This is a genomic window from Fundidesulfovibrio agrisoli (assembly GCF_022808715.1).
GTDB lineage: Bacteria > Desulfobacterota > Desulfovibrionia > Desulfovibrionales > Desulfovibrionaceae > Fundidesulfovibrio > Fundidesulfovibrio agrisoli.
In genome coordinates this window covers 113,423-127,168 of the sequence record NZ_JAKZKX010000006.1, presented here as the reverse complement: position 1 = coordinate 127,168, position 13,746 = coordinate 113,423, and the positions used below count along the sequence as shown (strand labels likewise).

Genomic DNA, 13,746 nt, shown 5'->3' with positions numbered 1-13,746 from the left:
CCCGGGACGCTACAGCAATCTTCTGAAACGCAGGAACAGGATGACCCCGCTCGTGATGATGATGGACACCACCCCCACCACCCCGAAGGCGTGCTCCGCCTCCTGCAGGGGCAGGGGGATGTTCATGCCGTACATGCTGGTGATGAGCGTGGGGACCATGAGGATGACCGTCAGCGAGGTCAGGATCTTCATGATCTGGTTGACGTTGTTGGAGATGACCGAAGAATAGACATTGGCCGTGGAGTCCAGGACTTCCGAAAAGATCTTGGACATGTAGATGCCCTGGCGGATGTCGATGAGGGCGTCGTCGAAGATGTCCAGGTCGTCCTCGGAGAACATGAGCTTGTAGCTGTTGCACACGGCCAGGCCCTTGCGCGCGATCCTGTCGATGATGAGGTCGTTGTTCTTCAGGGCCGCGTGAAAGTACGTCACGGCCTTGCGCAGGTTCAGCAGGAACTTGAGGTCATCGTTGGAGGGCGATTCCGCCAGGTCGCGCTCCACCTCCTGGATCTTGGCCGAGATCTCCTTGAGGTGGTGCATGTAGAGCATGGTCACGTGCTTGACGATGTTGCAGAGGCAGCGCTCCTGCTTGAAGCCGTCCGGCGCGCTCCTGCTGATACTCAGGATGTGGGTGAGAGACTCGTCCTCGATCTGGCAGACCGTGACCACGTTCGCGCGCGTGAAGAGGATGCCCATGGGCACGGTGGAGTAGCGCCGCTGGTCCCCGTTCTGCTCGATGTGCGGCGTGCGGATGACCACCAGGGTGGCGTCGTCGTCCACCTCGATGCGCGGGCGCTCGTGCATGTCGAGGGCGTGGCGGAGGAGCTTCTCGTCCACGGCGGCCATGCGCGCGGCCCGCGATATGTCTTCCGAACGGGGCTCGATGAGGTCGATCCAGCAGCCCTCGCAGGCTCCGTCCGGGTCGTCCAGGATGGTGCATCCTGGTCCGTAGATTGTGATCATCCTTCCTCCGGGGGGCAGGCGGCCCCGGCGCGTCCGCCGGCGACCGGTATCGCCCCGCGTTGCATATCCCCGAGCGCGCGTGACGGTCAACCATGAGACGCCCGGAGTCGCGCCCAACCCCCTCCCGCCGTGGACTTTTTGCCATCCCCATGTCACGGAAAGGTCACGAAACCACTCAGCGGGAGAAATCGATGAAGGACGAACTCAAGCCCAAGCACTACGAGATCATTCGCGCCAAGCACCCGGCATACATCGAGGCCGTGGAGAACCTGGGCAAGGCCGTGCACGGCTGCGGCCCCCTGGACAGCAAGACCCTCCTGCTGATCCAGCTGGGGGCGGCCGCCGCCAGCCACTCCGAGGGCTCCGTGCTCTCCCACGCCCGCCGCGCCTTGAAGGCCGGGGCCAGCCTGGACGAGATCTACCACGCCCTCATCGGCCTGACCTCCACCATCGGCTTCCCCACCGTGGCCGCCGCCATGAGCTGGGTGCGCAAGGCCCTGGACGAGGACTAGGCCCGCCAGCCCCCGCCCATGCGCAAGACCCCGCCCTGCGCCTCGGTGTTCCGGCGCGACCCGGAGCTCGGTTTCCTGGAGTGGCGCAGCTCGCTCATCCAGGGCGCGCCCTTCGGCGTGCACACGCACGACACGGTCTCCGTGGCCGTGGTGCGCGGGGGGAGCTACGCCCTGAGCTGCCGGGGCGAGACGCGTGAGGCCGGGCCCGGCTCCGCCGTGTTCTTCCCGGCGGAGGAGCCGCACTCCTGCAATCCCCTGCCGGGCGAGGCCATGGACTACCGCAAGTACTACCTGGCCCCGGCCTGGTTCGAGGCCCTGCGCCTGGAACTGGCCGGGGAGCCCGCCGCGCCCCCCGAAGGGTGCATTGCGGATGACGGGGCCGCGCGCCCGGCCGTGGTCTGCGACCCGGCCACGGCCGGGGCCTTCGCGCCCCTGGCCCGCGCCCTGGAGGGGGACGCCCCCGCCGGGGAGAAGCTCGCCCTGCTGCGCGTGGCGCTTCGCAGGCTGCTGCGCGCGCCCGCCTACTTTCTGGGAGAGGGGGAGCCCGCGGCGGAGCGCGAGGCCGTGAGCGCGGTGGTGCGGGCCATATCCCGCGATCCGGCGGAGACCATCCGCCTGGAGGAGCTGGCCGAGGCCTCCGGCCTGACCCCAAGCCATTTGCTGCGGGTGTTCAGGCGCTCGCGCGGGCTGACCCCGCACGCCTACCAGACCCAATTGCGCGTGAACCTGGCCAAACGGATGCTGGCCGAGGGCGCGCCCATTGCGCAAGTGGCCCTGGAGGCCGGATTCGTGGACCAGAGCCACCTGAACAGGGTGTTCAGGCGCTACATGGGGGCCACGCCGAGGCAGTATTTGTTGGGGGCGAGGCCGTAAGGGAATGCCTCCGGCGGCCAGAGAGGGCGCTGCCCTCTCTGGACTCTCCCGCCAAAGGGAGTTCCTCCCTTTGGAATCCCGTATGAGCAGAGTGCACGGTTCGCCGCCAGCGTGAGCGCGAAGCCGAAAGGGAGTGCAGAGGGCCGAAGGCCCTTTGCCCGCCGGAGGCATTCTTCGATCCCCTCCAGCGCAATTTCATCCAAGAATCCTCCCCCATCTCCGGGCTACAGCCCCCCGCGTCCACCAAATCCCGCATCCCGGAGTATCCCATGCCGCGCGCCTCCTACGCCCCCTACGCCGCCCTGGCGGCCTCGGTCCTCTTCTGGGGCCTTTCCTTCACGGCCACCAAGATCGCCCTGGAGGGCCTTTCCCCCTCCTCCATCCTGTTCCTGCGCTTCGGCCTGGCCTGCCTGCTGCTTCTTCCCCCCGCCCTGCGCGCCGGGGCGCTGCGCCTGCCCCTGCGCGTGCACCTGCAGGTGCTGGCCGTGTCCGTGGTCTTCCCGGGCTGCTATTTCGCCCTGGAGACCTGGGCCCTGCGCCTGACCTCGGCCACCAACGCCTCGCTCATCGCGGCGGCCATCCCCATGATGGTCCTGGCCCTCTCCTGCGCCGTGGAGCGCAGAATCCCCAGCCTGCGCAGCATGGCGGGCGTGGCCGCCTCCCTGGCCGGGGTGGCCATGCTGGTGGGCGTGGGCGCCGGTCCGGGCGGCCCCGTGAACACGGGCGACGCCCTGATGCTCGGTGCCGTGGCTTCCGCAGCCGTGTACATGGTGGCCACCGGGCGGCTCTGCGCCAACGTGGCCCCGCTGGGCTTCACGGCCCTGCAGATGGCCTGGGGCGCGCTCTTCTTCCTGCCCATGTTCCTGGCGGACCCGCCCACCCCCGAGCCCGTGCCCCTGGCCAGCCTGCTGGCCGTGGGGGCGCTTGGCCTGTTCGCCACGGTGGGGGCCTTCCTGGCATACAACTACGCCCTGTCGCGGGTGGACGCCCCCACGGCCTCGCTGTGCATCAACGCCGTGCCCGTGGTGGCGGTGTTCGGGGCGCACCTGGCCCTGGGCGAATCCGTGAGCATGGGGCAGGCCGTGGGCGGGGCGGTGATCCTGGCGTCGGTGTACGCCTCCACCCGGCCCGCTCGAAACACGGAGGAATCCGCCCAGCCCGCTTGACGCGTCCAACCATTTCACGCATGTGTGGGAGTGGTACGCAATTACACTCTCAGCACCCGCGAGGACGCGCATGATCCTTGATTGCATGAAAACGGCCGACCCGGCGATGATCGAGATGTTCCGCCCCTTCGGCCTGAAGATGGAGGAGCAGGGCATCCCCCCCATCGTCATAAACGTCTTCAAATGCTACTACGCCCGGCTGCTCTACGGCGCGCAGGGCAAGCTCCCCGAGGAGGAGCTGCTCCCGCTCACGGACGCCGAGGTCCCGCAGTACGAGGCCCTGGCCGAGTACGCCGACACCGGCCGCGACTCCATGGGCCACACAGTGGTCATCAAGCTCAACGGCGGCCTGGGCACCTCCATGGGCCTGGAGAAGGCCAAGAGCCTGATCCAGGTGAAGGACTCCATGACCTTCCTGGACCTGATCCTGGCCCAGATGCGCGCCCTGCGGGTGAAGTACGGCAAGCCCATCCCCCTGCTGTTCATGAACAGCTTCAAGACCCACCTGGACACCATGCTCAAGGTGGAGGGCTTCGACAACGGCACCACCAGCCTGCCCCTGGCCTTCCTGCAGCACCGCTACCCCAAGATACTGCACAAGGACCTCTCCCCCGCCACCTGGCCCGGCAACCCCGAGCTGGAGTGGAACCCGCCCGGCCACGGCGACCTCTACACCGCGCTGGTGACCTCCAAGATCCTGCGCAAGCTCCTGGACCGGGGCTTCCACTACGCCTTCATCTCCAACTCGGACAACCTGGGCGCGGTGATGGACGAGCGCATCCTGGGCTACATGGTCAGCCAGGGCTCCCCCTTCCTGATGGAGGTGGCCGGGCGCACCGCCTCGGACCGCAAGGGCGGCCACCTGGCCCGCCAGCGCTCCAACGGCCGCCTGGTTCTGCGCGAGATCGCCCAGTGCCCCGACAAGGACGTGGACGCCTTCCAGGACATCACCAAGCACCGCTTCTTCAACACCAACTCCCTCTGGATCGACCTGCGCGCCATGGAGAAGGTGTTCGTGGCCAACGGCATGATGCCGCTGGACCTGATACTCAATCCCAAGACCCTGGACCCGCGCGACCACAAGTCCCCCGAGGTGATCCAGATCGAGACGGCCATGGGCTCGGCCGTGTCGGCCTTCGAGTCGGCCCAGGCCATCAAGGTGCCGCGCACCCGCTTCGCCCCGGTGAAGACCACGGCGGACCTGCTGGTGGTCATGTCCGACTGCTACGAGGTCAGCCCGGAGAAGACCGTGGTGCCCGCCAGCGCGCACAAGGGCCCCATGCCCGTGGTGCATCTGGACGGCCACTTCTACAAGCGCATCGACGATTTCAGCGCCCGCTTCCCGCACGGGGCGCCTTCGCTCAAGGAATGTTCCTGCCTGACCGTCAAGGGGGACGTCGTATTCGGTAAAAACGTCACCGTCAGCGGTACCGCCACGGTGATCAACGCCTCGGGCGCCCAGGTGCACATCCCGGACGGAACGGCGCTCACGGGGGAAGTGAGGTTCTAGGCCATGCGCGTTCTTCTGGTGGAAGACGACCCGCAGGCGGCCTCCTATCTGGTGAAGGGCCTCAAGGAGCAGGGCCTCACCGTGGACCACGTGGCCGACGGGCGCGAAGGCCTGATCCGGGCCACGGCGGGCGGCTATGACGTGATCGTGCTGGACAGGATGCTGCCCAACCTGGACGGGCTCTCCATCCTCAAGGCCATCCGCGCCGCCGGGGACACCACCCCCGTGCTGGTGCTCTCGGCCCTCTCCGACGTGGACGCCCGCGTGGAGGGCCTGCGCGCCGGAGGCGACGACTACCTGACCAAGCCCTTCGCCTTCGCGGAGCTCATGGCCCGCGTCGAGTCGCTGGGCAGGCGCGGGCGCGCGGAGAAGATGCTCACCGTGCTCCAGGTGGCCGACCTGGAGCTGGACCTCACCGCCCGCACCGTGAAGCGCGCGGGCAAGCCCATCGACTTGAAGCCCAAGGAGTTCTCCCTGCTGGAGTACTTCATGCGCCACGCCGGGCAGGTGGTCACGCGGACCATGCTGCTGGAGCGCGTCTGGGACTACGCCTTCGACCCCCAGACCAACGTCATCGACGTGCACGTCTCCCGGCTGCGCAGCAAGGTCGACAAGGATTTCGACAAGCCCCTTATCCACACCGTGAGGGGGGCGGGATACATCCTGCGTGATCCGTCTGAAGCTGCTTAAGTCGTTCAGCTTCCGCCTGGCCATGTGGTACGTGGGCATCTTCGCCCTGACTGCCACCGTGGTCTTCGGATTCATCTACTGGGCGGCGGTGACCTTCATGATCCGCCAGACCGACGAAATCATCGAAAGCGAGACCTGGGGGCTGGTGGAGCAGTACGACGAGCGCGGCCTGGCCGCGCTCTCCATGCAGATCTCCAGCCGCCAGCGCAGCGGCTCCTCCCAGGCCAACATCTACCTCCTGGTTGACCGCGAGTTCCACTACCTGGCGGGCAACATGCGCCTGTGGCCCAAATCCATCGAGCCGCGCGGCTTCCCCGAGTGGCACACCATCTCCGTGACCGCCGAGGACGTGGCCCACCCCCTTGAAGCGCGGGTGTTCGTGGTCACGCTCATGGGCAAGGTGCACATGCTGGTGGGGCGCGAGCTCTCCGACGTGCTGCGCGCCCAGGCCGTCATGGCGCGGGCCATGGCCATCGGCCTGTTGTGCACGGTGCTCATGGGCCTGGTCTGGGGCCAGATGATGAGCAACAAGCTGCTGCGCCGACTCGACGACGTCAACCGCGCCAGCCGCAAGATCATGGGCGGCACCTTCACTCAGCGCATCCCGCTCACGGGCACCGGCGACGAGTTCGACAGCCTGGCCAAGAACCTCAACGACATGCTGGACCGCATCGGCGAGCTGGTGGTGGCCGTGCGCCAGGTGGGCGACAACATCGCCCACGACCTGCGCAGCCCCCTGACCCGCCTGCGCTCCCGCCTGGAGCTGGCCCTCCTGGAGGACCCGGACCCAGCGGCCCAGCGCCAGGCCATCGAGGACGCCATCGACCAGGCCGAGGCCATCATCGCCACCTTCAACGCCCTGCTGACCATCGCCCGGGCCGAGGCGGCCGCCGCGCGCGACGCCTTCGAACAGCTGGACCTGGCCATGCTCGTGCAGGACGCGGCCGAGCTGTACGAGCCCCTGGCCGAGGACAAGTCCATCACCCTGACCCTCAACCTGGAGACGGGCGCACAGGTGCTGGGCAACCGCCACCTGCTCTCCCAGGCCATGGCCAACCTGCTGGACAACGCCGTGAAGTACACCCCGGAGGGCGGGGCAATCCGGGTGGAGGTGGCCTCCGGCGAGGGCGAATCCGTGCTCACGGTGTCGGACAGCGGCCCCGGCGTGCCCGAAACCGAGCGCGGCAACGTGCTCTCCCGCTTCTACCGGCTGGACCAGAGCCGCAACACCCCCGGCTCCGGCCTCGGGCTCTCGCTGGTGGCGGCCGTGGCCCGGCTGCACGGCGGCAGGCTGGAGCTTGGCGACAACGCCCCGGGCCTCAGGGTCAGCCTCTCCATCCCCGCCCTGCAACCGGCATGAACATCCGGTCATGACGGGTTGAAGACAAAACCCGAGAACCGGGTTACCAAAGCCGGTGAAGAGTGGCGAAGCCGCCCCGCCCCATGACTCCGCCACACTGAGCACCGCCGGCGATGCCCCCTGCCGGACCAGCCGGCGGATCAAGGATGAACACCCGTTCATTCTTGGGAAATATTTCTGTCATTCACGGGCTTTAATTGCTCCCATCACGGGCGCTTACAGCCCAACACCAGGAGAAGACCATGTTAAGGACGAAGCTCATCCGTATCGCTCTCACCAGCTCCCTTCTCGTCCTGTTCACCGTTGGCCAGGCTCTGGCCGAACTGCCCAAGCTGGCCGACCTGGCCGAAAAGGCCGGACCGGCCGTGGTGAACATCTTCACCGAGACCATTCCCAAACAGCAGCCGCGCATGCAGCGCAACGTCCCCCGTGGGACGCCCTTCGACGACTTCTTCGACCAGTTCGACCAGTACTTCAACCGCGACCAGCAGCCGCAGCGCAGCCGCTCGCTCGGTTCCGGCTTCCTGATCTCGGCCGACGGCTACATCCTGACCAACAACCACGTGGTGGAGAAGGCAGACCGCATCAACGTGAAGCTCCAGAAGGGTGAGAAGACCATCGCCGCCAAGGTCATCGGCACCGACCCCGAGACCGACCTGGCGCTCATCAAGATCGAGAACGGCTCCGGCCTGCCCTTCCTCAAGCTGGGCGACTCCGCCAAGATGCGCGTGGGCGACTGGGTCATGGCCATCGGCAACCCCTTCGGCCTGTCCCACACGGTCACGGCGGGCATCATCTCGGCCAAGGGCCGCGTGATCGGCGCCGGGCCTTATGACGACTTCATCCAGACCGACGCCTCCATCAACCCGGGCAACTCCGGCGGCCCGCTCATCAACCTGGACGGCGACGTCATCGGCATCAACACGGCCATCGTCTCCTCGGGCCAGGGCATCGGCTTCGCCATCCCCTCCAACATCGCCAAGGAAGTGGTGGCCCAGCTCAAGAGCAAGGGCAAGGTGCGCCGCGGCATGATGGGCGTGACCATCCAGTCCATCGACGAGAACACCGCCAAGGCCCTGGGCCTGCCCTCCACCCACGGCGCGCTGGTCAGCCAGGTGAGCCCGGGCAGCCCGGCCGAGAAGGCGGGCATCCTCTCCGGCGACGTCATCACCGAAGTCAACGGCCAGGCCGTCACCGACTCCCACGAGCTCACCGCGCGCATCGGCACCATGGCCCCCGGCGACACCGTGACCGCCACCCTGCTGCGCAAGGGCCAGACCAAGTCCGTGAAGGTCACCCTCACCGAGCGCGACGCCAAGAAGCTCGGCAAGGCCGAAGAGCAGGACCAGGGCGACGAGTCCGGGACGCTCGGCATGTCCCTCTCCAACGTGGACCCGCGCAACGGCCGCCCCGTGGACGGGCTGCTGGTGGTCAACGTGGCCCCGGGCTCCCCGGCCGCCGAGGTGGGCATCCGCCGCGGCGACGTGCTGGTGGAGGTGAACCAGCGCCCCGTGGGCAGCGCGGCCGAACTGGCCGCCATCGTGAACAAGGAAGGCAAGGCCAACGGCGCGGTGCTGGTGCTCGTCAAGCGCCAGGGACAGCCGGTGTTCCGCTCCATCCCGGTGCAATAGCGCCCAGTTTGAATTGATCCCCCTCCAGCGGCTCCGGGCCCAGCCCCCCGGAGCCGCCCCTCCTCACACCCGCATCTGCCCCCCCTTCTTGGGGGGGGCTGGTGTTTTTGGGGGCTGGCCAGGCTTGCGAACCGGCGCGTTTGCAATCCCCCTGGCCATCTGCTAGTTTCACGAGATGGCTTTCAGCACAAAATAACAAACAAATTCGAACCATTACCTGACGGAGCACCCCATGGAGCGCCGGGACTTCCTGGAGTTTTTCTCGTTTGGCGGCAAGAAGCGCGAGGCCGCGCCGCCCCCGCCGCCGCCCCAACGCTGGGTCATGGTCGTTGATCTGCGCCGCTGCGTGGGCTGCCAGGCCTGCACCGTGGCCTGCGCCATGGAGAACCGCACCCCCCTGGGCGAATTCCGCACTTCGGTGAACGATTTCGAGACCCTGGAACAGGGCAGGCCGCGCAAGATCCTGCTGCCCGCGCTCTGCAACCACTGCGACAACCCGCCCTGCGTGCCCGCCTGCCCGGCCAAGGCCACCTTCCGCCGCGCCGACGGGCTGGTGCTGGTGGACCCGCAGCGCTGCGTGGGCTGCGGCTACTGCGTGCTGAACTGCCCCTACTCGGCCCGCTTCCTCAACCGCCAGACGCGCTCGGCGGACAAGTGCTCCCTGTGCGCGCACCGCCTGGACGCCGGGCTGCTGCCCGCCTGCGTGGAGACCTGCATCGGCAAGGCCCGCACCGTGGGCGACGCGAACGACCCCGCCAGCGCGGTGGCCAGGCTCCTGGCGGAGCACAAGGCCGTGACGCTCGAACCCAAGGCCGGGGCCAAGCCCCAGGTGTTCTACATCGGCCTGCCCGAGGGCATGGCCCTGCCCCAGGCCGACCCGGCCGCCGCACGCGAGCGCCGCGTGACCGAGGAGACCTTCCGATGAGCACGCTGATCGAACTCACCGCCTTCAGGCACCAGCCCGTGTGGGAGATGCAGGCCGCCCTGTACCTGCTGATGATCCAGGCCGGGGCCTGGGCCATGCTGTCGGGTCTGGCGGCGCAGGCCACGGGGGCGGAGCGCCAGCGCGGGCTCGGGGCCTGGGGCCTGCTGGCCGCCACGGGCCTGGGCCTTTCCGCCCCGCTGAACCTCATCGCGGAGATGCTCGGCCCCCACAAGTTTTACACCCTGATCCCGCGCTTCAACCTGAGCTCCCCGCTCTCCTGGGGCGTGGCGGCCATCAGCCTGTTCGTGCTGGCCGGGGCATTGGGCTGCGTGGGGCTGAGGCGCCCCCTGCCCGTGCCGAGAAAGGCCGTTGCGGGCCTTGGCCTGCTGGCCGCGCTTAGCGTGCTGGCCTACACCTGGTTCGAGATCGCCCGGGCCGCCGGGGTGCCCCTCTGGGCCGACCCCTACGCCTCGGCGGTGCTGCTCGCCTCCGCCCTGCCCTGCGGCCTCGGCCTGGCCCTCTGGCTGGACATGGCCCACGGCGGCGCGGCGGCGCAATCCCTGATGGCGCGGCTGGTGGCCGCCCTGGGCGCGCTGGGCGCAGGCGGCACGCTGGCCGTGTGGGGGCTGCTGGGGTCCTGGCCCGGAACTCCGGGATGGCCCTGGGGCTCGGCCCTGCTGGCGGGCTCGGCCCTGGCCCTGCTGCTGGCCGGGGCGCTCTTCCTGGACAGGCCCAAATCCCTCTCCGGGTCGCTGCTATGGGCCTGCCTGCTGGCGCTGGCCGGTGGCCTGGGCGCGCGCCTGGGCATCCTGCTGCTGGGGCAGTCCGCCGCGCTGGGCCGCGCCCAGGGCGAGCCGCACATGCTGGGGCACGCGGACATCCTGGGCGTGCTGGCCACGCCCGCGCTGTTCGTGGCGCTGATGTTCATCGCCTCCATCATCATGGGCCGCCCGGCCAAGAAAGAACCCGCCGCGCCTGAAGTGTCCGCCGCTTCGGCCGCACCTCCGGCCCAGCCCGAAGCCCCCGCCGACGCCCAAACCGCCCACGGAGACCCCGCATGAGCATCGACCGCCGCACCGTCCTCAAAGGCCTTGGCGCGGGGGCCGCGCTCACCGTGTTCGCCTCGGGCTACAAGCCCACGCTCAAGGCCATCATTGATCCTCCGAAGCAGACCGTAGCGTCCGGGCCATCGCTGGCCCCCGAGGCCACGGTGGACAAGGCCACCGGCGAGGTGACCTTCAACCGCCAGCAATATCTTGCGGGCAGCATCTGCCTGGGCTGCACCTCCATCTGCGGGGTGCGCGTGCGCGTGGACAACGAAAGCGGGAGCGTGCTGCGCGTCTCCGGCAACCCCTACCACCCCCTGGCCGCCCAGCCCCCCGCGCCCTACGAGGCCTCCCTGGCCGACACCGTGCGCGCCCTCTCCGGCCACCAGGGCTCGGGGCTCGCGCGGCGGGCCACGGCCTGCGGCCGGGGCAACGCCGTGCTGGACAAGCTCAAAGACCCCTACCGCGTGCTCACCCCGCTCAAGCGCGTGGGGCCGCGCGGCTCCGGCAAGTGGGAGCCCATCAGCCTGGAGCGCCTGGTGGAGGAGATATCCACGGGGGGCGACCTCTTCGGGGAGGGGCAGGTGGAGGGCCTGGCCGCCCTGCTGGACGGCAAGCCCATCGACCCGGCCTCCCCGGAGCTGGGCACCCGCGCCAACCAGCTGGCCTGCATCTTCGGCTACGCCAACGGGCGCATGCAGTTCTTCCAGCGCTTCGCCGCCGGGGCCTTCGGCACCATCAACATCGCCAACCACCAGGGCAACTGCGGGCTGACCATGCGCGCGGGCTACGCGGCCATGCTGGGCGACTTCCAGGAATACCCGCACCTCAAGCCCGACTACGCCAACTGCACCTTCTACCTCTCCGTGGGCTCGGCCCCGGCCAACGCGGGCAACCCCTTCATGTACCAGGCCGCGCACGCCGCGCGCGCCCGCGCCGAGGGCGGCCCGAGGCTGGTGGTGGTGGACCCGGTGCTCACCAACTCCGACAACGCCTGCTGCGGCGCGAAGACCGAATGGGTGCCCGTGCGCCCGGGCACGGACGGCGCGCTGGTGATGGGCATGATCCGCCGCATCCTGGAGACGCGCGGCTACCAGGCCGGGCACCTGGCCTGCGCCGGGCCGCTGGCCGCCAAGAACGCCGGCGAGGCCGCCTGGACCAACGCCGCGCACCTGGTGGTGGCCGATCCCGCCGCCAAGGACTTCGGGCAGTTCCTGCGCGCCCGGGAACTGAGCCCCGAGGCGGCCGAGAACGCCCTGCTGGCCCGCGACGTGGCCACGGGCGACCTTGTGGCCCACGACCAGGCCCAAGGCCCCTGCTCCATCTTCTTCAGCGGCTCCGTGACCACCCCGGCCCGCACCGTGGCGGTGAAGACCGCGCTGCAACTGCTCCTCGAGGAAGCCCAGTCCAAGACGCTGGCCGAATACTCCAAGGCCTGCGGCGTGCCCCAGGCGGACATCGTGCGCCTGGCCGACGAGTTCGCCTCCAACGGACGCACCGCCGTGGCCGACTGCCACGGCGGCACCATGCACGCGGGCGGGTTCTACACCGCCTACGCCGTGGCCCTGCTCAACGCCCTGGCGGGCAACCTGAACCGCAAGGGCGGCACGGGCATCGGCGGCGGCAAGTTCAAGGATTTCGGCCCCGGCCCGCGCTACAACCTGGCCGACTTCCCGAAAAAGGCGAAACCGGGGGGTGTGCGCCTCTCCCGCCAGGGGTTCCCCTACGAGAAGACCAGCGAGTTCAAGCGGCTGGTGGAATCAGGGGCCAAGCCCTACCCGGCCAGGGCACCCTGGTACCCGTTCTCCAACTCCGTGCAGTCGGAGTACCTGCCCTCGGCGCTGAGCGCCTACCCCTACCCGCTCAAGGCCATGCTCTTCTGGGCCAGCAACCCGGTGTACGGGCAGGCAGGGCTCATGAACACCAGCGCCGAGCAGCTCAAGGACCCCAAGCGCATCCCCCTGATGGTCTGCGTGGACGCCTTCATGACCGAGACGGCCGCCCTGTGCGACTACGTGCTGCCCGACGTGGCCCTGTACGAGGGCTTCGGCTGCGCCACGCCCTGGGCCGGGCCGCTGTCCAAGGTCTCCAGCGTGGCCTGGCCCTGCGTGGATTCCCCCGTGGCCCGCACGCCCGAGGGCGACCCCGTGTGCATGGAGAGCTTCCTGATCGCCCTGGCCAAGCGCCTGGGCCTGCCCGGCTTCGGGCCGGAGGCCGTCGCCGACGCCCAGGGCGGCAAGCACCCCCTGGAGCGCCCCGAGGACTGGTACCACCGCGCCGTGGCCAACATGGCCTTCGACGCCAAGCCCGTGGCCGACGCCACCCAGGAGGACATGGAAGCCAGCGGCGTGTCCAAGCTGGCCGAGAGCCTGGCCCGCGTGCTCACCCCGGAGGAGGCGGCCAAGGCCGCCAGCGTGTACTGCCGGGGCGGGCGCTTCGAGCCCGTGGAGAAGGGCTGGCAGGGCGAGCTGCTGGCCGCCCGTTGGGAAAAGCCCGTGCAGATCTGGAACGAGAACGTGGCCCGCGCCATCAACTCCATGACCGGCAAGCGCCTCAAGGGCACGGCCGCCTGGATCGAACCGGCCTTCTGCGAGGGCACCCCGGTGCGCGCCGTGTATCCCGAGGAGAAGTGGCCCTTCCTCGTCGTCTCCACCAAGTCCCAGCTGATGTCCGCCGGAGCCGTGGGCTCCAAGCGGCTGCACGCCATCCGCCCCGAGAGCGAGGTGGCCGTGTGCGAGGCCGACGCCGCCCGCCTGGGCCTGCGCACGGGCGACAAGGTGCGCCTGGAGACCCCGGACGGCTCCGTGGAGGCGCGCCTCACCGTGCGCCTGGGCGTGATGGAGGGCGTGGTGGCCGTTGAGCACGGCTACGGGCACTGGGCGCTGGGAGCCAAGGAAATGAGCTTCGGGGCCAAGACCCTGCCCGCCAGCCCCCTGCGCGGCGCGGGCGCGGCCTCCAACCTGCTGGGCCTCAAGGACCCCTTCCGCAAGGGCTTCTCCACCCTCGGCGACATCGCGGTGGGGGCCAACGCCCGCAACGCCCTGCCCGCGCGCATCGTGAAGCTGTAGGG

The 13,746-nt window shown here is 69.2% G+C and carries 11 protein-coding genes; 10 read left to right on the top strand and 1 reads right to left on the bottom strand.

Features of this window, described 5'->3' with window-relative positions; translation table 11 throughout:
• Window positions 1-9 precede the first annotated feature (9 nt).
• Window positions 10-963: a magnesium transporter CorA family protein gene (locus MLE27_RS06535; protein WP_243311252.1), complete on the bottom strand. Its 954-nt coding sequence runs from the start codon at window positions 961-963 to the stop codon at window positions 10-12.
• A gap of 191 nt (window positions 964-1,154) precedes the next feature.
• On the opposite strand from MLE27_RS06535, the gene MLE27_RS06530 reads away from it, so the two are divergent.
• The 10 genes from MLE27_RS06530 (at window position 1,155) to MLE27_RS06485 (ending at window position 13,744) form a co-directional block, all read left to right on the top strand.
• Window positions 1,155-1,475, top strand: a complete 321-nt coding sequence (locus MLE27_RS06530; RefSeq protein ID WP_243311251.1) for a carboxymuconolactone decarboxylase family protein — start codon at window positions 1,155-1,157, stop codon at window positions 1,473-1,475.
• Window positions 1,476-1,493: 18 nt separating this feature from the next.
• Window positions 1,494-2,348 (top strand): AraC family transcriptional regulator, encoded by an 855-nt coding sequence (locus MLE27_RS06525; RefSeq protein WP_243311250.1) that lies wholly within the window; start codon window positions 1,494-1,496, stop codon window positions 2,346-2,348.
• 269 nt (window positions 2,349-2,617) lie between these two features.
• A complete protein-coding gene (locus MLE27_RS06520; RefSeq protein ID WP_243311249.1) occupies window positions 2,618-3,514 on the top strand; it encodes a DMT family transporter in 897 nt (298 codons plus the stop codon).
• A 70-nt stretch (window positions 3,515-3,584) separates the two neighbouring features.
• Window positions 3,585-5,024 (top strand): UTP--glucose-1-phosphate uridylyltransferase, encoded by a 1,440-nt coding sequence (locus MLE27_RS06515; protein ID WP_243311248.1) that lies wholly within the window; start codon window positions 3,585-3,587, stop codon window positions 5,022-5,024.
• A 3-nt stretch (window positions 5,025-5,027) separates the two neighbouring features.
• On the top strand, window positions 5,028-5,714 hold the full coding sequence (locus tag MLE27_RS06510; RefSeq protein WP_243311247.1) for a response regulator transcription factor: 687 nt from the start codon (window positions 5,028-5,030) through the stop codon (window positions 5,712-5,714).
• Complete coding sequence (locus MLE27_RS06505) at window positions 5,692-7,074, top strand: sensor histidine kinase (protein ID WP_243311246.1); 1,383 nt, start codon at window positions 5,692-5,694, stop codon at window positions 7,072-7,074. The genes MLE27_RS06510 and MLE27_RS06505 overlap by 23 nt, the downstream gene beginning before the upstream one ends.
• Window positions 7,075-7,316: 242 nt before the next feature.
• On the top strand, window positions 7,317-8,705 hold the full coding sequence (locus MLE27_RS06500) for a DegQ family serine endoprotease (RefSeq protein WP_243311245.1): 1,389 nt from the start codon (window positions 7,317-7,319) through the stop codon (window positions 8,703-8,705).
• 232 nt (window positions 8,706-8,937) lie between these two features.
• On the top strand, window positions 8,938-9,630 hold the full coding sequence (locus MLE27_RS06495; RefSeq protein ID WP_243311244.1) for a 4Fe-4S dicluster domain-containing protein: 693 nt from the start codon (window positions 8,938-8,940) through the stop codon (window positions 9,628-9,630).
• Entirely contained in the window at window positions 9,627-10,691 is a 1,065-nt protein-coding gene (nrfD, locus tag MLE27_RS06490; protein WP_243311243.1) for an NrfD/PsrC family molybdoenzyme membrane anchor subunit, read from the top strand. Before MLE27_RS06495 ends, nrfD begins: the two co-directional genes overlap by 4 nt.
• Window positions 10,688-13,744: a molybdopterin dinucleotide binding domain-containing protein gene (locus MLE27_RS06485; protein WP_243311242.1), complete on the top strand. Its 3,057-nt coding sequence runs from the start codon at window positions 10,688-10,690 to the stop codon at window positions 13,742-13,744. Before nrfD ends, MLE27_RS06485 begins: the two co-directional genes overlap by 4 nt.
• Window positions 13,745-13,746: the final 2 nt, after the last annotated feature.